Here is a 23,350-nt window from a genome sequence, read left to right on the forward strand (position 1 = left end):
ACGAAACACGGAAATTCATCACCTACTCTGCGATCAAGAAGTCTAGAATTCTGGAAAGAGAGCGCTCGCGAATGTCGTCTGACTCGGTGAATAATTCATGATAAGCCCTTGGTATAATTTCAAGCTCAGCATTTGGCATTAGGTGTGTCACCCTTCGTTGGCGCTTATTATCTATTATGGCGTCATCGTCGGCGCTTAAAACTAGTGCTGGAGTGGTGATTGCCGCCGCACTATCTTCAATCCTATTCATAGCCTGATGGGCTGCGGCCAACCATTCAGTAGTTACGCCCCCAAGCTGGATTTCTTGCTCTTCATCATATAACTCGCGAAACAACGCATAGCGGGTTTTACTGTGGGTAAGCTTATTCAATGAAAAAGGAAACGCAATATACGGTGTTTGACCGAAGAAATACCCTGCGTCTGCTTTTTTCATTCTATTTACCGCTAGGCCGGTTCGGATTAAGCCATTCGCCAACCAATTAGGCAAGGAAGGTTTAATACCGAACATGGGCGAAGCCAGCACAGCTTTGGAGAACAAGTTAGGCAAACGCAACAGTGTAAGCGCTCCGATAGCGCCGCCCATCGAGTGGCAAACCAGCTGTAACGGACCTTGCTGTAGCGGTTTCACTATTGTTTCTACGAACATGACAAAGTCATCAACATAGTCATCAAAATCCGCGACATACCCGTGTTGAGGATCACGTGTCATTCTGTCAGACAAGCCTTGCCCTCGATGATCGAGAATAAAAACGGCAAAGCCGTTCTGATAAAGGTCGTAAATAAACTCTTTGTATTTTAAGTAAGACTCTATGCGACCCGAACAAATAACAATAGTGGCTTGCGGCGTTTCTGGAATACAGTAGGCGTAGCGCACCTTTATATCATCTTTGCCAGTGAAATGGCCCTGAGTAACACTGTCCTGCCAAAAAGGATTAATGTGGGAGGCGAAGGTGCTGGCTAAATTGTTTTCTGATGTGAACATCCAGTTCATAAATACCCTATTAAAGTTAATAGGCGCTCTTGGTAAGACTGCAGAGCATCGTCAAAGTTACTACTTCGGAAATGACAGGGTTACTCGCAGCCCACCGCGCTCAACAGGTTCAGCTATAATTCGCCCATGATGCAACTCAACAGATGCTTTTGCAATGGATAAACCTAGTCCAACGCCTCCTGACTCTCGCTCCCTTGCAAGGGTAGCCCGATAAAACGGCGAAAATATACGTTCACATTCCTCTACCGTCAGCCCCTCACCGTCATCGGTGATATGAATGCTCCACTGCTCATCGTCTTCACTATACGAAATATGCGTTAAAAAGCTGCTGTGACGAATGGCGTTACGCAGAACATTTTCCACAGCGCGACAGAGCATCATACTGTCGATGACAACAATTTTTTTAGGTATATCATCAATTTTTAACTGTTTGTTTTTATTTGCTGCTTCAAAATTCGCATCGGTAAAAACTTCGTTGAGCACTAACGATAGCATCTGTTTTTCCATCTTAGCTTGACCAGCCTCGGCACGACTTAATGTTAGCAACTGACTTACCAGCGTTTCCATACGGTCAGCTTCTCGCTCTACCCGCGCTAACGTCTCTGGGTCTACATTTTGTTGATGGGCAAGACCAAGCGCCATTTGTAACCGTGCAAGCGGTGAGCGAAGTTCGTGTGATACATCGGCTAATAAGCGCTTTTGCGCCCCCCACATAGACTCTAACTGCTCAGCCATTTTATTAAAGTCGCGCGAAAGCTGCCCTAGCTCGTCATGACGTTTAGCCGCTCGCCCTACCCTCGCCTGCCAGTCGCCATTTGCTATGCGTTTCGCTGAGATTTGGATACGTAAGATAGGGTTTGTCAGTGATTTCGCAAACAACCAGCTCAATAATATGGTGGTGATCAACGCGATACAAAGAAACAGTAAAACCGGTGGCGTTTGCTTTTCAGGCATTTCCAGTCTAACCGTAAAAAGCGCAAATCGGGTGCCGTTGCGCTCAAAGAAAACCGGACCCAATATTTTGAATGCTCCACGCTTCACAGCTATGGGTGACGTTTGTGTTACTAATCTAAGTAAATCCTCTCTGTCTTCGTTACGAAGCGGAGGCCCTCCACCTGAAATAACACGATTATCACTAATGTCGACAGCCACCATTCGCCCCCTCCCAGCTCTGGAATGACGATCAAGCGCTCCGCGTAATGGCGCATTTTGAAAACGATCGTTTTGAATACGCTCCACCACTTGATTGAGAGCAGCCACTTCAGGTGGCTTTATGGGTACGATTTCAAGGTCTTCGAAGAAAAGGCGGCTGCCCCAAATAGCCAATAAGGCAGTTACAATGAATGTAGCCCAAAACCAAAGGAACAAGCGGCCCATGATGGCCCGCGTTGGGCTAATACTGCGTAACAGTTTTACCATCAATGACTTCCAACAATTAACATGTACCCTATACCTCGAATGGTCTTAATTTTTTCATCTCTGGCCACTGCACCAATTTTTTTGCGTAAATTACTTACGTGCATATCAATGCTTCTATCAAAGGCTTGAAGTGGTTTACCCAGTATTTTTAAGCTTATCTCTTCTTTAGTAACGCGTTGAGCGGCATTGAGCATTAACAGGCGCAGAATTAAAAATTCCGTTGTCGTAAGTGTTAACTCAACATCATCCACTTTTGCCAGCTGACTGCGGGGACTTAGAAAGATACCATTGACGAATAAGTCTTGCTCAACGGCTCCGCCAGTTGACGACAAATTATGACGGCGGACAATAGCTTTTATTCGCGCTACAAGCTCGCGGTGGTTAAAAGGCTTAGGCAAGTAGTCATCGGCCCCCATCTCAAGGCCTAAAATGCGGTCGTAATCGTCGCCTCTTGCAGTAAGCATAAGTACTGGCGTACTGTGGCTTGCTCGAAGCTTTTTCAATACCTCAAACCCATCCATTTTGGGCATCATCACATCAAGCAGTATCAGGTCGTAATGACGCCCGGAGATCGCTTCTGATAATCCTTCTTCACCACCATTTCGCACTTGCACCTGATAACCCATACCCGATAAGTACGTGGAAAGCATTTCTGTAAGCTCTAGGTCATCATCAATAACAAGGATAGACTGCAAGTGAAAATCTGAACTCATGGTATTAAACTCTTTAACTGCTAGATTCATGAAAATGCCTGTAAATTAGATAAAACTCAACCTACGCTTGCGGGGTGCTTCGCCTTAAGCTTACAAACAACACTGACAAAACGCGTACTATATCTTTTCAGACCTTTACAATCACAAATCGGCATTACCTTTACATAAGCTTTACACTGCATTGACTGCTTTTTTAGACGCGCACGCTACGATTAGCATGTCCGAAAAAAAGGAGACGACAATGAAAAAGTTATTAATTGCTAGTGTAACAGTAGCAGCAATTGGCTTAGGTGGCCTCGCTCTTGCGCATCCTGCCGGGCCTGGAATGCGTCACCACGAACCGGTAAAAGAAATTGTTAAACATCTTCGCGGCATCAGCTTAAGTGACGCCCAGCGCGAAGAAATAAAAACACTCGTAAGCGCATTTAAAGACGCTAACCCTCGACCTGAATTTGGTGATATTCAAAAACCTAACTTAGATTTTGCGAGCGCTACTGAAGCGCAGATCAGCGCTTTTATCCAAACCCAAATTGAAGAGCGCGAAGCAAAGCATTTTGCTTTTGCTCAACTGCGCCACGACATCTACAAGGTGCTGAATGAAGAACAGCAAGCAACTCTGTTAGCTCGAGACGCTAAAAGAGAAGTAGATAGACAACAACATCATGATGCTTTCGTAAAACAAGAGGCACACTTTTCCAAACGAATGGATGGTAAGGGTCAAGGTCCTAAACCCAAGCCTAGGGAGTTTTTGTTCGAAGGCATTGAATTAACCGACGCACAAATAGAAAGCCTTGCTGAGCTTCGCGAGTCGTTCAAAGAGACATCGAAAACAAATAGAGAGACGCTACGCAATTTTAAAGACGCCCAGCGAGATTTAATTCGAAGCCAGTCTTTCTCTGAAGACGCTTGGGACGCGCTTATCGCGCAATACAAAGATAGCCTTGTTAATGCCGGCGTGGAAAAAGCTAGACAGCACCAGGCCATGTTTCAAGTCCTAACATCAGAGCAGCAAGCGCAACTAGCAGCTCTGCGCGAAGAAGAACGTAAGCTACACGAGCTATTTAAGCCTTAACGCTTAGCTTTTTTACCCTTTTTACCCACCTTACCCACCTTACCCACCGTAAAAAGTGCTGGCTTCGGCCAGCCTTTTTTATGGCTGAGCCTCAGACAACTTTTGTGTTACGGATATGGTCAGTGGCGTCACAAAATCACCAAGATGTACGCTATCACTACCTGGCTCAGCCTTAAGCAAGCTAACCTCGTCAGCCACTTCAAATACTTCTAAAGTAAGGGTATTACTCGAAAATAAACCCGATTTTCTTGATAACCCTAGGGTAGGTAACGCGCGTTGCTTTACGAGTGAAAATTTATCTCCTGCCGTCAAACCGCTATTTTTACCTAGGTCGATTGCAATATAGTCCGGCGATATATCTATAACTTGCGCATAGGTTGTTTCGCACTGTAATGCCCCATGAATATCGGTAATGGCAGCGTGTATAGTGTTTAGCACCATTCGACCAAAATCACTTCGCCACAAAAGGCTATTGTTACTATCTACAGAATCGTGTTGAGAGAACGGCCAGTCCGCTTCACTGTGATAGCTATCGTTGAAAATAACTTTCGCTTTAAACGTATCGAGTACGTAAACCTGAACAGTAAAGTTTCTGCGAAGTGCTGTACTATCGCTTTCAAATACCGACGTTGCTTGTGACACCTGTTCAAAAAGCGAAATGTCTTTAACAAACCCAAATACCACAAATTGCTGACCATACTCATTTCGAAGGTACGTGGACATCGCCGTCAAATCGACATCAGAGAGACTAGACGTTAGCCAAGTATTTACGTTAATGAGGGAAACGGGAATCTGGCTAACACTATTGCCGTTATAAAGCCCATTGAGCTGCTGTGTAAAACGTTGAGATACATGACTACCAAATGAATAAAGCATACCGGTAGCAGCTTGCTGCGGTGAAGTTAAAGAGAACTCCGTTACTAGTATCCGATGGGCTAATCCATTATTAGTACAGTTAAACAGAGGCGTAATATTAACGTTCACCACTACAGTAAGCAGGTCGTCTTTAAGTGTTTCACTTATAATTTCTACACGCTGTATTCTTCCCTGAGAACGAATTTCTGCCTTACTAGAAAGCAGTAAACCATCTACCATAATATCTTGTGCTGATATCGTGCTGCCACTATGAAAAGCCGCATCTGCGATAGCGTTTTGTATGGCACTGGTTCTTATATCGCTTAACTCTGCCCCTGCGAGGGCTACAGTAGATTCGCCTTGTACCCATTGAGCGCAAGGCTGCTTAATCACGATTAGTGAAGAGAATAAAACTAACCCAGTAAGCGTTTTACGTAATCGGCTCTTGTACATGTAATTCTCGTCACTAACCAAAAATTGAAAACAGTTTACCGATTACCGTAGGCTGCTGATTTTCCTGTAGATCACCTGTACCGCTGTATTCAATTAATGCGTTACCGACTTTAGATGACAACACGGTATTGCTTTCATCAACGTCCTTTTTACGTACTTCTCCGGAAAAACGAATGTATTCTTTTCCCCTGTTCATTGTTATCCACTTTTCTCCGGTTACAAGTAAATTTCCAGCAGGGGTTATACCGGTGACGTATACAGTAATACTTCCACTCATTGAATTTGATTGTTTGGTTTGAGCTGAGCTAGCAAATTCGCTGTCTTGCTCATGCTCTACTTCAACATCATCGCCTTCAACACGAATACCACCTAGTTTTAATGTGACGGGCGCCAAATCGAACGAAGTATTTTTGTCGGTATTAAAATCAAGAGACTTTTCTGATTGGGTCTGCTCATCGAGCTTAACCAATATCATATCCCCTACTTTAAAGTTCGCATGACGCTCATAAAGCCCTATTGATTGCTCAGGGTTAAATAAAGACCCGGTGGGCACATGTAAAGTGGGTGTGGACTGCGCTCTGGGTGGTGAATAGCGCGGATGACCAGGTTTCGGTTCGTCTTCTATTTGGCTAACTGCGCGTTGCGACACATTGGGGTTAGTAGGGCTATTTTGAACCACCTGCTCTTCTTCAGTAATTGTTTGGGCGCACCCCCCAAGTGTAAAGATTGCGATAAGTGTGTGTATATGGCATCGAACTTTCATGACATTGCTCAGTATTATTTTTTATGCAGTGTGTAATTTAAGTGCCATCCATGACCTGACAGGAGCAAGTTTAAACGAACAAATCAGAAGAAATCTCGTTCACTTTCTCTATTTGCAAAACCTTTACAAATCAACTATATGCCTGCGGGTAAGGGGATGTTATGGCCTTAGAAAACACAACCACCAGCTCTGTTGGAACTGGTTTCAATGCACTGTTATCAAAGCTCGATTTAGCGTCAGGTTTCAATGACAGTAAAGCGACAAATTCTGCAACAACATCAGATAATGAAGCGGCAACAAGCGGCGATTCTTTGCCGTCTATATTCTCATTGTTACTTGAACAACAGAGTCAGACGAATGAACCAGTGGGTACATCAGATACCGTTACGGATACTATTGCGGATAAAGAAGAGGCTATCAGTACTGCAAGCCTTGCAGCAGATGCTCTCTCACCACTGACAAACATGAGCAATGTACTTTCAGATGATGCCATAGTCGCTATGCAAGGTACGCTGTTAACTGCATTGCAAAACAATATCTTTCAAGCGTTATCCACTAATAGCGACACCACTAATACTGCTGCTACCAGCGCAACGTCTGACATTAACAATACTAGTATTAATCAAAATGAAGCCAGCCCAACTTTATTCGACACCCTATACACAAACGCATTTGGTGATGACGGGCTTAACCTTAAAGACGGCTTTGATGTTTTAAATATTGCAAACCACCTGCCCATAGTGTCTGATATTTACGAGGCAACCACCTCTAGCCATACTGCTGCCGCGGCAAGTTTGGCTGGAAGCTTTTTATATGGGGGCGTAAGTGGCCTTATGTATAACGCTGTAGACTTAGCCGTTGAAAACGTTACTGGGCAAAGTATTTCAAATAACCTGTGGTCTATGGGCCAAGCTCTAGTGTCATCGTCCCTCAGCGAAATTAATGCAGATAGTGTTTTACAGGTTTCGGATGACAATGCACTAGCCTCAACGTCTATCGAGACTACTGATATAAAGGCGGGAATAGCCAATAAGGCCGCGGACGCTACTTACCAATTCGTTCAACGAGGCTTAAATTAAAGCCTCAACTTTGAACAAGCGCACGTAGAGAAAATAGTGCTTGCCCGAAGGCCTTAGAAGTTGGGTTTAACTGGCTTGTAATCAGGTGATAAGAAAAGCGGTGACGTAATAACCAAATCAGCCGTGGCTGGCGTGCAGGCTACAGGTACATTCCATACTGAACACAAACGCAATAGCGCTTTTACATCGGGGTCGTGGGGCGCTGGATTTAAGGGGTCCCAAAAGAAGAATAGAGCGTCTAGCTTGTTTTCTGCTATCAACGCGCCTATTTGCTGATCTCCGCCAAGCGGGCCGCTTTTATAGCGTGTAACGTCTAATCCGGTTTCACTGGCAACTAAACCGCCTGTTGTTCCTGTTCCTACTAAATTACACTGCTTAAGCACGTCAATGTGCTGTTTAACCCATGCCAGTAATTCGGGCTTCTTATGGTCGTGCGCCACCAGCGCTAAAGTAAGTTTGCTCATTTTATTTTCCGAGTTTAATCCCAACAACGTATTTTTACAGCTTTCTGCTTAGGTCTATAGCAACCTATCACTTATCACTGTCTGATTTCATGCGCTACTTGCGCTTTACAATTAGGGCCCGTTTTTCTTTGCAAAAACAGACTTTATTCTTAGCCTATTAAGCACCAAGGCTGCCATAAGTAAGTACGACTACTATTTATTAGCTACTAAATATAAATATTCAGTTCTATTAGTCTTGTTGTCAACTTACTGTCACAACTATAAATATATTATTAAGTATCTTGTTACAGGCTAAACAGCATAAATACAAGATAAAATATTTATACATTTTTATTGCATAATCATTCAAATTAGATACACTAGTCCACGGTTAAGGCATCCAGCCCTGAAATTTGGGTTGTAACATGATAGGAATTGATGATGACACAACCAACTCGCGTTGTTGGTTCAACCACTAGCAACGACAAAGAGTTTACCTCTCCCCTGGCTGGCTACACCTTGCATAGCGCACGACGATGCGTGTGCACATCTATGCTTATTCGGTAGCACACTTTTTACCTTTGTAATGTGGTCGCGGTTAGGCAAGGATTTACGCCCAACCAGTTTACAAAGGTAAAAAGTGATTTTTTTCTCCTTTTATTGAATTTTAAATTATGTATAGCGTTTCAATTATTGGTGCCAGTGGTTACACAGGTGCACAACTTGTTCAGTTGGTAATTCAACATCCAAAACTTACGTTAGCGGGTACTTATGTATCTGAGAAAAGTAGCGATGCGGGTAAAAATATTGCACAGCTTCACGGCAACTTGGCCCATGTCAATGCTACGCTCACGCCTATCTCAGATGCTGCCCTAACAGAGATGGCTAACGATGTTGATTTTATTTTTCTAGCAACGCCTCATGAAGCAAGCCACGACTGGATGCCTGTTCTATCTTCAGGTAAAGCAAAGGTACTTGATTTATCAGGCGCTTTTAGGTTGAAAGACACCCAAGTTTTCGAACAGTTTTATGGCTTCCCTCATACGCAAAAGCAAAGTCTAGCTCAGGCCGTTTACGGTCTTGCCGAGTGGCACGAAGCACAGATTGCCAGCGCAGATGTAATTGCTGTTCCGGGTTGCTACCCCACAGCCAGCCTTAGTGCACTTAAACCACTTGCTGAAAATAACTTGCTTGATGCAAATGTACGCCCTGTAATTAACGCCGTTTCCGGCGTATCAGGTGCAGGTAGAAAAGCCAGTTTAACCACCAGCTTTTTTGAGGTCAGTCTTCAAGCATATGGCGTATTAGGTCATCGTCATACGCCTGAAATTGAAGCGTATTTGGGCACGCCCGTTATCTTCACGCCGCACCTTGGCAACTTCAAAAGAGGTATCTTGGCAACGGTCACCGTGAAGGTTAAAGCTGGTACCACCACCGAGCAGCTTGAACAAGCGTACACTGGCGCCTATGCTGATAAACCTATTGTGCGTTTGCGTACCAGTTTTCCAAAAATTGACGACGTTGCTCATACCCCTTTTGTTGATCTTCACTGGAAGCTAGATGAAGCATCCGGGTATGCAGTGGTTACCGCTGCTATAGACAACGTTATGAAAGGCGCAGCCTCTCAGGCTATTCAATGCCTTAACATAATGACGAAACAACCAGTAGAAACAGGGTTAGTACTATGAGTGTTTCACCTATCGTAATTAAAGTTGGTGGTGCATTGCTTGATGATGCAGCAGCAATGACGCGCTTATTTTTAAGCGTAAAAGAAGTTCAAGCCACCCGCCCCGTTGTTGTGGTGCACGGTGGCGGCCCGTTAGTTGAAACCCTAATGGCGAGCCTTGGTCTTCAAAGCACTAAAATTGATGGCCTTCGCGTTACGCCCGATGAGCACATGCCTTATATTTGCGGCGCACTTGCAGGCTCTGCTAACAAACAACTTTGCGCAGCGGCACTTGCCACAGGCATTACTCCTGTTGGTTTATCTCTGCTAGACGGGAATATGGTGGTATGCGAGCCACTGGCTGATCAATACGGTGCGGTAGGTGTGCCTTCAACTGCTGATGCTGCGTTTCTGAAAAACGTACTAGCGCAGTCTACACTTCCGGTAATTAGCTCTATTGGCTCAAGCCCACAAGGTAGACTGCTGAATGTCAATGCCGACCAAGCTGCTACGGTTATCGCCGAATTGCTTAACGCAGAACTTTTATTACTTTCCAATGTTGAAGGTGTATTGGACGGTGACAAGTCGCTAATTAGCGAACTTAACGCTGCAAGTATTGCGAAATATGCAGACGAAGGCGTGATCACTGACGGAATGAAGGTGAAAGTAGATGCGGCACTTGCGTCTGCAGAGAGCCTAGACCGCGCGGTTTACATCGCAAGCTGGACAGCCGATATCAACGACATTTTAAATAAAAAAACGGGTACACAAATTCTGCCCGCAGCGCTGGCAAACACAAAGCCAATAAACGCTGAATTAACAAAAGGCAATGCCGGAGAAGTACAATGAAACAGGACCTACTCACCTTTGCAGACTGGACACCCGACGCAATGAAAAACTTGCTGCAATTGGCTGTAGAAATTAAACAAGCCCCAGCAAGTTACAGCAATGTGCTAGCGGGGAAATCAATTGTTGCCCTGTTTGAAAAGCCATCTTTGCGAACCCGCGTAAGCTTTGATATTGGTATTAATAAGCTTGGCGGCCACATGGTGTATTTAGATGTGCAGTCGGGCAAATTAGCCGGCCGTGAAGACGCAGTAGACACCGCTGCAAACCTAGCGTGCTGGGCTGACGCCATAGTCGCTCGTGTATTTTCACACGAGACGCTAGAAACCTTTTCTAAGGCTGCAAATGTGCCGGTTATTAATGCATTGTGTGATAAATATCATCCATGCCAAGGCCTTGCTGATTACCTCACTATGTTTGAACGCTTCGGCAAAACTGAAGGTCTTACTATGGCTTATGTGGGCGACGGCAACAATGTAACTCACTCACTATTAATTGTTGGTGCGCTTTTAGGTTGCAACCAAGTTGTAGTCACGCCAGAGGGTCACGAAGCGGCACCTGAAATTGTGGCGCAAGCCAAAGCAATTGCCGAGAAAACGGGTGTATCTATTGTTGAAAGCACAGAGCTTAGTGCTGCTAACGGCGCAGACGTTATCTATGCAGATACATGGCTTTCAATGGGTGACGATACGCCACTTGAAGTAATCAAAGAAAAGTTCATGCCTTATCAGGTCAACGAAGCGCTGATGGAAGCAACAGGAGCAAGCTACGTTATGCACTGCCAACCTGCCCATCGCGATTTAGAAATTACAGGCTCGTTAATTGATAGCGATAAGTCGCTATTAATGCAGCAAGCCGAAAATAGAATGCATGGCCAAAACGCCATTCTTACTCAATTACTTAACGCTTAAAAAGACGCCTAAAGAGACGCTTAGAAGGATTATTTAGATGCAAAACGTTAAAAAAATCGTGCTGGCCTATTCAGGCGGGCTTGATACATCGGCCATCATTCCATGGCTTAAAGAAAACTATGGCTGTGAAGTTGTCGCATTTGCGGCAGATGTGGGCCAAGGTGATGAAGAGCTAGAAGGCCTTCACGAGAAAGCTATCGCGTCTGGCGCGAGCGAGTGCCACATTGTTGATTTAAAAGAAGAGTTCGTAAGCGAATATATCTTCCCTACTATCACGACAGGTGCAGTATACGAAGGGGAATATTTACTTGGTACGTCAATGGCGCGCCCGGTAATCGCAAAAGCGCAAGTTGAGATTGCCCGTAAAGTAGGTGCAGACGCCCTATGTCACGGTTGTACCGGTAAAGGTAACGACCAGGTGCGTTTTGAAAGCACCTTTGCCGCCCTTGCTCCAGATCTTACCGTTATCGCGCCGTGGCGTGAGTGGGATATGGTAAGCCGCGAAGACTTACTTGCGTACCTCGCTGAGCGCAATATTGCGACAACAGCGTCAGCGACAAAAATATATAGCCGTGATGCAAACGCATGGCACATCTCACATGAAGGCGGCGAGCTTGAAGATCCATGGCAAGAGCCTACCAAGCAAGTGTGGACCATGACGGTTGACCCAGAAGATGCACCAGACACGCCTGAGCGCGTTACCCTGTCTTTTGACGAAGGTAAGCTGACTCATGTTGATGGTGAAGCACTATCGCCTTATCAAGCGCTAGTTAAACTTAATACTGTTGCTGCGGCACACGGTGTTGGGCGTATCGACATTGTTGAAAACCGCCTTGTAGGCATGAAGTCACGTGGTTGTTATGAAACGCCAGGAGGCACTGTATTACTTAAAGCGTATAAAGCGCTAGAAACTATGGTGCTAGATAAAGCGGCGCTTAAATACCGCGAGCAAATTGGCCTTGAGTTCTCACATGTTATGTACGATGGCCGTTGGTTTACTGCCCTTAACGATGCACTGCTTGCTGGTGCAGCGTCTTTTGCTAAGAAAGTGACAGGCGAGATAGTGGTTAAGCTTTATAAAGGCCAAGCTACCGTTACCCAGCGTAAATCGCCCAACAGCCTTTACTCTGAAGACTTTGCTACCTTTGGTGCAGACGATGTTTACGACCAGAAGCACGCTGAGGGCTTTATCCGCCTATTCAGTCTTTCAAGTCGTATTGAAGCACTAAAAAATCAAGGTTAATTGTATACCGCGCGTAGCTTTTAGCAGCTACGCGCAGGTATCAAAGGCAACAAACAGTATTTAAGGAGCATCGCATGGCGTTGTGGGGTGGCCGGTTTGAGTCCGGTGCAAGTAGTATGTTTAAACAGGTTAACGACTCGCTGCCGTTTGACCAAGTTATGGCAAGCCAAGATATTCAAGGCTCTATCAGCTGGTCTCGTGCGCTGCAAAAGGCAGGCGTACTAACTGCTGACGAACAAGCACAGCTTGAAGCAGCACTTAGCGAGTTAAAAGCGAAAGCCGATGCTGGAGAATTAGACTTTAACGCATCGAGCGAAGAAGATATTCACAGCTTTGTAGAAGCTGCGCTTATTGAAAAGCTTGGCGATATTGGCCGTAAACTACACACAGGTCGTAGCCGTAACGACCAGGTGGCTACTGACTTTCGCCTGTGGGTACGAGAACATATTACCTCACTTCGTGCTGATGTTTTAGGTGTTATTAAATCTCTTCTAAATGCCGCAAGCCGTCATCAAGAAGCGATCATCCCAGGTTACACTCACTTACAGCGTGCACAACCTATTCACTTTGCACACTGGTGCTTAGCTTACGTTGAAATGCTAAAGCGTGACTTAAGCCGTTTAGACGACTTAAAAGTACGCATGAATCAGTGCCCTTTAGGTTCTGGCGCATTGGCAGGTACCACGTTTCCTGTAGATCGTCACGCCATTGCTGAAGAGCTGGGCTTTGACTCTCCATGCCTTAACAGCCTAGACGCTGTGTCGGATAGAGACTTTGTGCTAGAGCTTTTATTTGTAGCCAGCACCAGCATGATGCATTTGTCTCGTCTTGCCGAAGACATGATTTTCTATAACTCTGGCGAAGCCGGTTTCTTACAGTTAGGCGATAGCGTAACTTCTGGTTCATCGCTTATGCCGCAGAAGAAAAACCCAGATGCACTAGAGTTAATGCGTGGCAAATGCGGCCGTGTATTTGGCTCGTTACAAGCACTTTTGGTTACCATGAAGGGTCTTCCACTTGCATATAACAAAGATATGCAAGAAGACAAAGAAGGCGCTATCGATACGGTAAACCAGTGGCATATTTGTTTATGCATTGCCAGCGAAGTGCTCGACTCACTGCAGCTTAATGAAGAGCGCTGTCGTACTGCGGCAACTCAAGGCTTTTCTAATGCAACCGAGCTTGCAGATTACTTGGTTGGTAAAGGTGTGCCGTTTAGAACAGGCCACGATATCGCGGGCCGTGTCGTACTTCAGGCTATCGACAAAGGCTGCGCTATTGAAGATTTACCGCTAAGCGACATGCAGGCGATTTGCGATAAAATCGAAGACGATGTTTATCCAGTACTTCAATTAGAATACGGTGTAAACCAGCGCAATATCCTTGGCGGAACCAGCAAAGAAACAGTTACTAAAGCACTGTATCAAGAGCTGGAAGACTTGGATAAGCAAGGGTAGCGACAAGGAACTGCTTAGATGGTATTAGCGCATCATGACGGCATAAAACTGTTTCGCAGTTCACTGCCCTATATTAATGCTCACCAGGGAAAGACCTTCGTTTTGATGTTCGGTGGCGAAGCCATTGAGCATCCTAATTTCCCAAATATTATTCACGATATTGCCCTGCTTAACAGCTTGGGCGTGCGCGTGGTCGTAGTGCACGGTGCCCGCCCGCAGATTGATCAGCGCGTAGCCCTTCGCAATATTGAAGGCCGCTTTGAAGGCGGTGTACGCATTACCGATAAACAGACTCTTGAGTGCGTAAAAGATGCCGCAGGCTCGGTGCGCTCACAAGTAGAAGCTCTGCTTACCATGGGGCTGCCGAATTCACCTATGCACGGCTCGCAAATACGCGTGTGCTCGGGCAACTTGGTGGTGGCCAAGCCAATGGGCGTGAGAGGCGGTGTTGATTTTGAGAACACGGGGTTAGTGCGCCGTATTGATACGACCGGCATTAACGATCATTTAAACGATGGCTCGATTGTGTTGCTATCGCCTATGGGCTATTCATCAACGGGAGAGGTGTTTAACTTATCTCACGAAGATGTAGCTACGCAGGCGGCTATAGCCCTTAAAGCTGACAAACTTATCGTATTTTCAAACTATGATGGCGTATACAACCGTGACGGACGTTTACTTCGCACCATTGAACGCCCTCAGCTAGAACAGTTGATGATGGCGGGCGACATTACAACCGAAGATACGGTGTTAAGCGCTCTTACCACCAGCGTAGCTGCAGGTGTTCCCCGTGCCCACTGCATCAGCTTTGAAAAGGACGGCGCATTGCTTCAAGAGCTGTTCACCCGTGACGGTACGGGTTCGCTTGTAATGGAACACCATTACGAACAACTGCGTGCAGCGACTATCGAAGATGTGGGCGGGATCTTAAAGCTAATAAAACCGCTAGAAGAAAGCGGCGTGTTAGTTAAGCGCTCTAGAGAGCGTTTAGAGAACGAAATCAACCAGTTTATCGTGATAGTGCGAGACGGCATGATCATCGCGTGCGCAGCTTTGTATTTATATCCTGAAGACGGCTGCGCCGAACTAGCTTGTGTGGCGACCCACCAAGATTATCGCGGTAAAAACCGTGGCGAACGGATTCTAGATGAAGTGCGAACGCGTGCTAAAGAAGCCGGTATCAACAGTATTTTTGTACTGACCACAGTTACCGCACACTGGTTTTTGGAGCAAGGGTTTGAACCTGCTGACATTAGTGCGTTACCTGCCGTAAAGAAAGAGCTATATAACTTCCAGCGCAATTCTAAAGTGTTTACCTTAACGGTTTAGGAAATCTCTTGTTTTAAAGCGCGAATGCTATGGCTTACCATCCCAGCTAAGCAGTAGCATTTGCGCGTCACTTATCACTCAGCACTAACTATCAACAAAATAAATTGTCAGGATATTGCATTTTATTGGTGCAGAAGGTTTACTGGTTAGACCAGATGAGTTTTCGAGATCTCCAATGTCGAGCAAAATAAAGCAACACGCCCCCCTAAAAAGTACGAGTGTTAAAAATATCACTGTTACTTGCGTTGATAGCACGCCACTTGCAGCGTCTCTTTTCACCCCCGAGCAGCCTGCTAAAGCAGCCGTTATGATTGGTCCCGCAACGGGTATTAAACGTCAGTTTTACCGCGCATTTGCTACTTATTTGTGTGAGCAAGGGTTTGGCGTTATCACGTTCGATAACCGAGGTATTGGCGAGTCGGTAAAGGGCAGCGTTAAACAAAGCGATGCATCACTTGTAACCTGGGGTGAACAAGATATGCCGGCGGTGCTAGAGACACTAAAGGTTCATTTCCCTAATGTCCCCTATTTTCTTGTTGGTCATAGCGCAGGTGGTCAACTACTGGGTTTGATGCATAACGTACACGACCTCACTGCTTTTTGTAACTTTGGCAGTTCATCAGGTAGCTTGCGAAACATGCGTAAAAGCTATTTGCTAAAAGCGCATTTCTTTATGAATTTCTATATCCCCGTGAGTAATTTACTGTTCGGCCATACGAAATCTCAGTGGGTAGGCATGGGAGAACCACTGCCTAAAAAAGTGGCGCGCCAATGGCAAAAATGGTGTAACGGCAAAGGCTACGTAAAAACAGGGTTTGGCAGTGATGTTAACCAGCACCACTACGACACTATTCAAATTCCTTCTAAGTGGTTACTCGCCAACGACGACGACATTGCTAATATTCACAACGTCCACGATATGATTAGCGTTTTCCCCAATATGGAAGCCGAGGTGGAGAAACTCGACCCTCAGGCCCATAACGTAAAAGAAATAGGCCACATGAAGTTTTTCTCACGAAAGTGTCAGCACCTATGGCCTAAAGTCACCGATTACTTTAATCAATACGTGTGATATTACCTTCGAACGAGCGCTTTTTATCAAAGCGCTCGAACTCGATACGGGTGCTCTGGTTACGCGCTAAGCAAGTGTGTATATTCTCCCTTCATTTGAAGGAATATGACCTTGTTGATGTTCGCTAAAGTCATCTTGTAGCGCGCTTAACCCTCCACGCTCTTTAACGTTTAACCAACCGGCACTCCACGCAATGGCTTTTGAGACAAACCCGCTACTTAACTTCTGGTACTCAGCAGCCCCAATCTCAGACATGCGCTGCTGTATATGAGCAGGCGCAAAGAAGAACTCCTCATCGCTTGCGGGCTTAACGTCCTGCCAGTGAGTAAGCCCAACGTTAATGTACCTGCTTAGATGCACACCAAGTTTATATTTTATTGAGTCTTTAACCTTGGCATTTCCGGACATGTCGACCACAACGGTGCTTTTTAGTTGCAACATTTCCAGCTGTTCATAGCTAATAACAGTGCTGTAAACATTTAACGCTTCAAGTGATGCAATGCGCTTTTCAGAGGTGACGCCTATCGCGCTAATACCGGCTTCATTTAACGCAAAGGCAAGCCCTAAACTGGTTTTGCTTGAAGCACTTAATACTAATAACTGCTCTCTTTGTGCCCCAGGTATAGCATCGACTACTTCTGATAGACAGTAAGACGTTGCGTATAGCGGCCACAGCAACATCTGAAAATTTTCTTGGCTGTGCTGCTTAGTGTTTACTTCAGCGTTAGCATCAGCCGCTAGTGCAGGAAGTGGTCGGTAGACATTGTACCCTTGGGGCAACTTCAAACGATGAGGGCTACAGTCGATAAGGTTACTGCCATTAATTGTGGTGTTACCCATCACCAAATATTCAGCGGGCGGAAAATAACCTAGAAAACGACTCCCAACTTCTACTCTATCGTTGTTAGAGCTAATTACTTGACCCACTCCCCATACAGGAATAACGCCCCAGTTTTCGTTGCTACTAGTATTAAAAGGTGGAAAAAACTGCCAATAACCTAGCTTGTCACCCACCATATAATAGGTCAAGTTATTGGCAGTAAACGCGAACCTTTCAATTTTGATTACTAGGCTTTTCGCCTTTCCAGCTCCCTCTATCTGCGCGTTATCATGACTAGCTTCTGTTTGCATTATTCGAAAACGGTTTGGGTTCGTTTTGTCTATTTGAAACTGTTTCATCGCTATTTGTAACCTCTTAAAGTTGCCCAGTAGCTTTTAAGTCGTGGATATAAGTCATCAGCTTTTGCATGGCCGGTGCTGCAGCTTCTTTCAAACGTCCTAATACCTGCATTTTTTGCATATCGTCTTTTGCCACGCCGTGCACTATTTTTGAAAAGCCATCTAGTCGACAATGGTAGATCCAATCTTTAAGCGCTGTGTCTTCCCCCCAAATTTGCATGTTTCGCAACATGGCAGCAGTCATGGGTAACCAGTCGACGTCACGATTAGGTAATGGGACCACTTGTGTCAGCATCTGCTTTTGTTGTTCATCGCTGTAGGCCGCCTCTACGTGGGCAATAAGCGCTGCACTAAAGACGGGTTGATAGGCACGTACTGTTTGAGGGGTGATGGTGTCGCCATCAAACACCGCTTTCATCTCTAAATTAGTAAGCGCTGAAGCAGAACAGTCAATAACAAGGGCGCTATCCGGCATACTCCATGTTGTATTTTCAAATTGAAGCTTATCGCGGCTGATATGCTTAACCCGACCTTGTCTAACGACAGATGGCAGCGTTTGTAAGGCTTTAAGCTCTAGTTCGCTTACCGTTGCCCCGTGGAACATACTGGGTCTTACGTTTTTATCTAAACGCAATAAAACACCGCGTTCTTCTAGTTTGTCGAACATGTCTTCAATGGAAGTTGACGCAGCAATAGCTTCCATTTGATTCGCTTGTGCCCCAATAGAATCAAAGAAGAAGTCATCTAAGGGCTGGGTATTTTTACGGTTGAGTAACCACGCATCTCGCGATACCACCCAATGAATATTATGCGGCGCTACGTGGTTTTCAAGCAGCCATAGGCAGGTGTCAATACCCGTTTTACCACCACCGACAACCACGTAGTTTTCAAAGCCTTCGATATTTTCAACCAGGGTATTAACTGGCGTAAACGCTACATCATGGTCGCGAGTAAAGCTTGGAGTATGGGTAAGCGGAATATTGGTGTTTAGATAAGTAGCATCAACAATTTTCTTGTTCACAGTCACGTTATACTGCTTGCCACTTAAGGTAGAAATAAACTGTTTGTTTCCTTTGTATTCGCATAGCGGGTAATACTGCACTCGATTTGAAGGCAAAAAGGTTTCATTCATTACCGCATCGAAATACGCGCTAACTTCTTGGCCTGAAGCTAACCCCATTAGACCTTCATTCATTCCACACTTGTCGATTACGCCCCGATTTAGCTCTTTTGAGCATACGCCATAGAACGCTGAAGGCTGGTGAAGGGTAACGAAGGGGTAGGCATAATTCCAATGCCCGCCGGGCTTCGCATTTTTATCTACAATCAAAATGTTAGCGTTTGTTTCGTGAAGCAGTACATCAGCGAATGCCATCCCTACCGCGCCAGCGCCTACAATCAAATAATCGCAGGTTAATTGCTCAGTTTTCATATATAGTATCCTTATGAATAACCTGCGGCCAGGCAGGTTGAATGTTAAACCAAGAGATATAACAGCGTTATTAAGCCACCTTACATAACGGTGTTATATTGCGCAACATGTAAATGATGTGTAAATGAAAAAAGATACGCGACAAAAGATTTTAGATGCTGCTTCAGCACTGTTTTTAAAAGGCGGTACAAACGCGCTTAGCGTGCGCGCCATTGCTGACGGTGCAGGTATGTCTACTATAGGCATTTATAGCCATTTCAAAGGTAAACAAGGCATTCTAGATGCGCTCTATATTGAAGGTTTCGGGCTGGTAGAGCGTGAAATGTTGGCAGCCGATGGTAATACTGCGGCAGAAAAAGTGATTAATGGCTGCGAGCGTATTTTAACGTTTTCAGAAACCCACGCGGCTCATTATCGACTAATTTTCGCTTCTAATTTGAAAGACTATACCCCTTCAGATGAAGCTATCGAGGCGGGTGAAAAAGCCTTTATCACGCTAACTAAGCTTACCGCGGCGCTGATTAAAAAAGATTTGTCTGTCGAAGAAAAGCAAGATGTTGCTATGCAGGTGTGGGCGCTAAATCATGGTTATATCACGTTAAATCAGCACGAAATTAGCAACCGTATTACTTGGAACAATTGGAAAGAACGTGCGCTTCAAGCCATTCGTTTGCACGTTTACGCCCTAGTCGCTACCCAGTAACAAAGCGGGGTCAGAGTACTTTTTCCAAAATTAACTCTGACCCCATTTACTCTATCTGTTAGATACCGCCTGTCTTACACGGGCGCCATAATCACTATCTGCCAAGTCGTATTGCACGAACATCGCTTCTTGCACATCTTGTGTCGCTTGGCTTAAACCATCAGCGATATTGTTTACTAACTGCTGCTTTTGATCTTCACTCATAATGCGATACAAGTTACCTGCCTGAGAGTAGTTATCTTCATCACGGTTATCATAAATATCTAACCATGCATCTTGCTCTAAAGGCATCGGTGGCTCTTGTACCTCTGGCATTTCAGCAGGCTCACCAATTCGCACTCGGTTATTTGGATAGAAGTTCGCTCCACTTCCCGCAAGTGCTGGGTTAATCCCTGCAAAAGCGCCATCTCGCTGATAATTGTGTACCGGACAACGTGGTGCATTTACCGGTATTTGATTGTAGTTTGCACCAATGCGGTACCTGTGTGCATCTTGATATCCAATTAATCGCGCTTGAAGCATTCTGTCTGGCGATGCACCAATGCCCGGTACCAAATTGCTCGGCGCGAACGCTGCTTGCTCAGTTTCTGCAAAGTAGTTATCAACATTACGGTTTAGCTCCAACTGTCCTACTTCAATTAACGGGAAGTCGCTGTGCGGCCATACCTTGGTAAGATCAAACGGATTGATACGATAAATACGTGCTTCCTCTTCGGTCATTATCTGCACGTTCACTGTCCACGATGGAAAATCACCGTTATCAATACTTTCAACAAGATCTTGTTGGGCACCATAGGCAGGCATTTTCGCTGCTTCTTCGTTAGTAAGCGTTTTGATACCTTGGTTAGTTTTAAAGTGCCACTTCACCCAATATCGCTCACCGGCGTTGTTCCAAAAGCTCAAGGTATGTGAGCTATAGCCATTCACATGACGGTATGAATACGGGATACCACGGTCAGACATCAAAATAGTTGACTGGTGTAGCGACTGTGGGTTGTTTGCCCAAAACTCATATACCGCCTGCGGATCTGGCAAGTTAGTACGTGGGTTCTTCTTCTGGCTGTGTATGAAGTCAGGGAACTTAATGCCGTCTCGCAAGAAGAATACGGGCGTGTTATTCCCCACCATATCCCAGTTACCCTGTTCGGTGTAAAACTTCACAGAAAAACCACGTGGGTCACGCGCGTAATCACTTGAATCTTGACCACCACCTACAGTAGAAAATCGCAAGAACACATCGGTCTTTTGCCCTTCTTTTTGCAAGAAGTCGGCAATAGTATAATCAGACAAACTTTTAGTTAGCGTAAACGTACCATACGCTGCGCTACCTCTGGCGTGAACTACGCGCTCTGGAATTCGCTCGCGGTTAAAGTGCGCCAGCTTCTCGAACAAATAGTGGTTGTCGAAAGTAACAGGGCCACGTGGTCCTGCAGTTCGACTTTGATTGTCATTAGCAACGGGCGCACCATTGCTAGATGTTAGCGTGGTAGGATTTATAGCTGTACCTGAAAATGGACACTTACTCATTGCGAATTCCTTCTAATTCATTTCTCGCCCTCTTTTCAGCTTTACTAATAGTCTCGCTAAAACTGGGGGCTATATGCGCAATTAACAATATTTCGTTAATCACCTTTTTCGTTTAAAAAGATAATCGCTGATTCACAACAACAATTAAAGTGAACAAAATAGATAATGCTAATCGTGATTTCAAATTACGCTAAAACACCTTTACTAGGTGAATATTTTTGAATATCTGTTTTTGCTGCTGGGGCGTCGTAAGATGAAGGTAAGTATCGGCGAGTTTTTTATGACTGGAAGGAGCGAAAGCTACTCATCGCTATTGTCTGGCATCTAAAATAAATGGTGAAATGTGCAAATTCCATGGGTTCTTCAGCTGACACGCTCACTATTTTAGTTCGATAGAGGCTATAAAAAGATAGAGCAAAACGAATTACTTTTTTGCAATGAAAGTCTAGCGGTGTGCTTTTTTCGTAAAAGGCACAATAAGCATCCGCAATCTACTAGGGGCTTGCCTCATGACAAAGCCACTCATATTCATTACCGGTTTTATAATGTTGTGTATCATTGCCGTTGCGTCTTGGAATACCTTTGAAACACTTTGGCGTATTAACAGCAAGAACAGCGAGCTAAGTTTTATGGGCAGTTCGGGTTGGCAGTGGCATAACAAATCACAAGGGCTTCAAATAAAGCGAGTTGATGGCTATTTGCCTGCGCTCAGAAAAGTGTCCGAGAGTAAAGAATATGCATCACTCGTTACCATTACCGAAAAGGGCAACTACCGGGGTTTTGTGTTTTTTGACCAAGACTGTGAAGAAGGCGCTATTGTCTCGGAGCGGGTAGCTTACAGTTCGGCAGAACCACCAAAACTTGAAGTGTTACACTGCCTACATGGAAAGCTGGTATATATGAAAAACTGGACAACAGCACCCACAGAAAGCTGGCGAGGCCGAGTGGGCAACTTTGAATTTAATGAGCCCCTGAATGAGTGGGATTTCACTCCACTTCAACAAGCCTACTTAAAGAGTGTGGCAGAGCTCATTTGAAAATTGGGGTCAGAGTACTTTTTGTTCTCGGTTTTTGTCTATCCCCCTTCCTTAGCCATTCTGATGCTAAAAAGATGACAAACATAACTAAAGTACTCTGACCCCGTCATTTGAGTAATGTACTCTGACCCCATTAATTAGGTGTTGGCGAGTGCATCGTCGATATCTTTGGCGCTGTGGCGGTTTTCTAACTGGCCATCGTCTCCCCAGGTCTTGTTGACGATACGACCTCGTTTAACCCCTTCACGCTGCTCTAGTTGCTTAGCCCAACGAACTAAATTTGTGTACTCGTGTACTTGAAGAAACGTTGCGGCATCGTACAGATTTCCAAGCACTAGATTGCCATACCATGGCCATATAGCCATATCAGCAATGCTGTATTCTTTTCCCGCCATAAACTCATTGTTTGCTAAGTGCTTGTCTAGCACGTCTAGCTGACGCTTAGTTTCCATAGTAAAGCGATTGATAGGATATTCCATTGGATACGGCGCGTAACTGTAGAAGTGTCCGAAGCCACCGCCTAAGTAGGGCGCTGACCCCACCTGCCAGAACAGCCAGTTGAAACATTCCGTCTTGGCATGGGCATCTTGCGGAATGAACTTACCGAATTTTTCCGCCAAGTAAACTAATATCGACCCCGACTCGAATAGCTTGGTTTCTGGTGACGTTGTCGTGTCGACCATAGCAGGAATTTTACTATTCGGATTAACGTCGACAAACCCGGAAGAAAACTGGTCGCCCTCACCAATGTTAATCAGCCAAGCGTCGTATTCTGCTTCGTTCACGCCAGCAGCTAACAGCTCTTCAAGCATGATAGTCACTTTTTGACCGTTAGGCGTGGCTAACGAGTATAGCTGCAAACCGTGTTTACCATTCGGACGAGCCTTTTCATGGGTAGCGCCCGACACAGGGCGGTTTATGCTGGCCCACTTGTTGCCATCATCCTCAGCCTGTGTCCAAACTTCTGGTGGGGTGTAGGTACTTTCTGTCGACATAGCAAATCCTTATAGGTTCTTTATTGGTAATGATTACTGCAAAAGTTGTACTACAATACATAGCTATTAAGAACAGCTTTTAAAGACTTATAGCTCAACCCTGTCGACTAATAAACGGTGATATACGGTTACTGACATAAAAAAACCGCGCTTTGTAAAGATACA

22 protein-coding genes are annotated in these 23,350 nt (G+C 45.2%); 12 read left to right on the top strand and 10 right to left on the bottom strand.

What is annotated here, in order from left to right; genetic code table 11:
• Positions 1 to 22 precede the first annotated feature (22 nt).
• The 3 genes from ACXAER_RS08010 to ACXAER_RS08020 are packed head-to-tail and all read right to left on the bottom strand — an operon-like array spanning position 23 to position 3,153.
• Positions 23 to 991 carry an alpha/beta fold hydrolase gene (locus ACXAER_RS08010; protein WP_474828173.1) on the bottom strand — a complete coding sequence of 323 codons (969 nt, stop codon included), beginning with the start codon at positions 989 to 991 and terminating at the stop codon, positions 23 to 25.
• A gap of 60 nt (positions 992 to 1,051) precedes the next feature.
• Positions 1,052 to 2,410, bottom strand: coding sequence for an ATP-binding protein (locus ACXAER_RS08015; protein WP_474828175.1), 1,359 nt, complete (start codon positions 2,408 to 2,410; stop codon positions 1,052 to 1,054).
• Positions 2,410 to 3,153, bottom strand: a complete 744-nt coding sequence (locus ACXAER_RS08020) for a response regulator (RefSeq protein ID WP_474828177.1) — start codon at positions 3,151 to 3,153, stop codon at positions 2,410 to 2,412. Before ACXAER_RS08020 ends, ACXAER_RS08015 begins: the two co-directional genes overlap by 1 nt.
• A gap of 211 nt (positions 3,154 to 3,364) precedes the next feature.
• On the opposite strand from ACXAER_RS08020, the gene ACXAER_RS08025 reads away from it, so the two are divergent.
• Positions 3,365 to 4,195: a Spy/CpxP family protein refolding chaperone gene (locus ACXAER_RS08025; protein ID WP_474828179.1), complete on the top strand. Its 831-nt coding sequence runs from the start codon at positions 3,365 to 3,367 to the stop codon at positions 4,193 to 4,195.
• A 78-nt stretch (positions 4,196 to 4,273) separates the two neighbouring features.
• Here ACXAER_RS08025 and ACXAER_RS08030 read toward each other — a convergent pair whose 3' ends face one another.
• Together ACXAER_RS08030 and ACXAER_RS08035 are read right to left on the bottom strand one after the other, a co-directional pair.
• Positions 4,274 to 5,503, bottom strand: coding sequence for a flagellar assembly protein T N-terminal domain-containing protein (locus tag ACXAER_RS08030; protein WP_474828181.1), 1,230 nt, complete (start codon positions 5,501 to 5,503; stop codon positions 4,274 to 4,276).
• 13 nt (positions 5,504 to 5,516) lie between these two features.
• The gene (locus ACXAER_RS08035; protein ID WP_474828184.1) at positions 5,517 to 6,266 is read right to left on the bottom strand and encodes a flagellar basal body L-ring protein FlgH; all 750 of its coding nucleotides are present in this window, start codon (positions 6,264 to 6,266) and stop codon (positions 5,517 to 5,519) included.
• Between the two features lie 161 nt (positions 6,267 to 6,427).
• On the opposite strand from ACXAER_RS08035, the gene ACXAER_RS08040 reads away from it, so the two are divergent.
• The gene (locus ACXAER_RS08040; RefSeq protein ID WP_474828186.1) at positions 6,428 to 7,345 is read left to right on the top strand and encodes a hypothetical protein; all 918 of its coding nucleotides are present in this window, start codon (positions 6,428 to 6,430) and stop codon (positions 7,343 to 7,345) included.
• Positions 7,346 to 7,398: 53 nt separating this feature from the next.
• Here the strand turns inward: ACXAER_RS08040 and ACXAER_RS08045 are convergent, their stop codons facing one another.
• Complete coding sequence (locus tag ACXAER_RS08045; protein ID WP_474828188.1) at positions 7,399 to 7,809, bottom strand: methylglyoxal synthase; 411 nt, start codon at positions 7,807 to 7,809, stop codon at positions 7,399 to 7,401.
• A gap of 420 nt (positions 7,810 to 8,229) precedes the next feature.
• On the opposite strand from ACXAER_RS08045, the gene ACXAER_RS08050 reads away from it, so the two are divergent.
• The 8 genes from ACXAER_RS08050 (at position 8,230) to ACXAER_RS08085 (ending at position 16,312) form a co-directional block, all read left to right on the top strand.
• Positions 8,230 to 8,355 (top strand): hypothetical protein, encoded by a 126-nt coding sequence (locus ACXAER_RS08050; RefSeq protein ID WP_276203235.1) that lies wholly within the window; start codon positions 8,230 to 8,232, stop codon positions 8,353 to 8,355.
• Between the two features lie 107 nt (positions 8,356 to 8,462).
• Positions 8,463 to 9,476, top strand: coding sequence for an N-acetyl-gamma-glutamyl-phosphate reductase (gene argC / locus ACXAER_RS08055; protein ID WP_474828190.1), 1,014 nt, complete (start codon positions 8,463 to 8,465; stop codon positions 9,474 to 9,476).
• A complete protein-coding gene (argB, locus tag ACXAER_RS08060) occupies positions 9,473 to 10,303 on the top strand; it encodes an acetylglutamate kinase (RefSeq protein WP_474828192.1) in 831 nt (276 codons plus the stop codon). Before argC ends, argB begins: the two co-directional genes overlap by 4 nt.
• Positions 10,300 to 11,211 carry an ornithine carbamoyltransferase gene (locus ACXAER_RS08065; protein ID WP_474828194.1) on the top strand — a complete coding sequence of 304 codons (912 nt, stop codon included), beginning with the start codon at positions 10,300 to 10,302 and terminating at the stop codon, positions 11,209 to 11,211. Before argB ends, ACXAER_RS08065 begins: the two co-directional genes overlap by 4 nt.
• A gap of 37 nt (positions 11,212 to 11,248) precedes the next feature.
• On the top strand, positions 11,249 to 12,454 hold the full coding sequence (locus tag ACXAER_RS08070) for an argininosuccinate synthase (RefSeq protein ID WP_334050339.1): 1,206 nt from the start codon (positions 11,249 to 11,251) through the stop codon (positions 12,452 to 12,454).
• Between the two features lie 74 nt (positions 12,455 to 12,528).
• Positions 12,529 to 13,911 carry an argininosuccinate lyase gene (gene argH / locus ACXAER_RS08075; RefSeq protein WP_474828197.1) on the top strand — a complete coding sequence of 461 codons (1,383 nt, stop codon included), beginning with the start codon at positions 12,529 to 12,531 and terminating at the stop codon, positions 13,909 to 13,911.
• Between the two features lie 18 nt (positions 13,912 to 13,929).
• On the top strand, positions 13,930 to 15,240 hold the full coding sequence (gene argA / locus ACXAER_RS08080) for an amino-acid N-acetyltransferase (protein WP_474828199.1): 1,311 nt from the start codon (positions 13,930 to 13,932) through the stop codon (positions 15,238 to 15,240).
• A 175-nt stretch (positions 15,241 to 15,415) separates the two neighbouring features.
• On the top strand, positions 15,416 to 16,312 hold the full coding sequence (locus ACXAER_RS08085) for an alpha/beta hydrolase family protein (protein ID WP_474828201.1): 897 nt from the start codon (positions 15,416 to 15,418) through the stop codon (positions 16,310 to 16,312).
• 66 nt (positions 16,313 to 16,378) lie between these two features.
• Here ACXAER_RS08085 and ACXAER_RS08090 read toward each other — a convergent pair whose 3' ends face one another.
• Both ACXAER_RS08090 and ACXAER_RS08095 read right to left on the bottom strand, forming a co-directional pair.
• Positions 16,379 to 17,491 carry a DUF2855 family protein gene (locus tag ACXAER_RS08090; protein WP_474828203.1) on the bottom strand — a complete coding sequence of 371 codons (1,113 nt, stop codon included), beginning with the start codon at positions 17,489 to 17,491 and terminating at the stop codon, positions 16,379 to 16,381.
• Between the two features lie 16 nt (positions 17,492 to 17,507).
• Positions 17,508 to 18,923, bottom strand: coding sequence for an NAD(P)-binding protein (locus ACXAER_RS08095; protein WP_474828205.1), 1,416 nt, complete (start codon positions 18,921 to 18,923; stop codon positions 17,508 to 17,510).
• A gap of 124 nt (positions 18,924 to 19,047) precedes the next feature.
• Between ACXAER_RS08095 and ACXAER_RS08100 the strand changes: the two genes are divergently transcribed.
• Complete coding sequence (locus ACXAER_RS08100) at positions 19,048 to 19,626, top strand: TetR/AcrR family transcriptional regulator (protein WP_283622739.1); 579 nt, start codon at positions 19,048 to 19,050, stop codon at positions 19,624 to 19,626.
• Between the two features lie 51 nt (positions 19,627 to 19,677).
• Here the strand turns inward: ACXAER_RS08100 and ACXAER_RS08105 are convergent, their stop codons facing one another.
• On the bottom strand, positions 19,678 to 21,153 hold the full coding sequence (locus ACXAER_RS08105; RefSeq protein WP_474828208.1) for a catalase: 1,476 nt from the start codon (positions 21,151 to 21,153) through the stop codon (positions 19,678 to 19,680).
• Between the two features lie 509 nt (positions 21,154 to 21,662).
• Here ACXAER_RS08105 and ACXAER_RS08110 point away from each other — a divergent pair.
• Positions 21,663 to 22,190: a hypothetical protein gene (locus tag ACXAER_RS08110; RefSeq protein ID WP_474828209.1), complete on the top strand. Its 528-nt coding sequence runs from the start codon at positions 21,663 to 21,665 to the stop codon at positions 22,188 to 22,190.
• Between the two features lie 137 nt (positions 22,191 to 22,327).
• Here the strand turns inward: ACXAER_RS08110 and yghU are convergent, their stop codons facing one another.
• Positions 22,328 to 23,185, bottom strand: a complete 858-nt coding sequence (yghU, locus tag ACXAER_RS08115; RefSeq protein ID WP_474828211.1) for a glutathione-dependent disulfide-bond oxidoreductase — start codon at positions 23,183 to 23,185, stop codon at positions 22,328 to 22,330.
• Positions 23,186 to 23,350 lie beyond the last annotated feature (165 nt).

The organism is Alteromonas sp. AWJ4_199, from assembly GCF_056159165.1.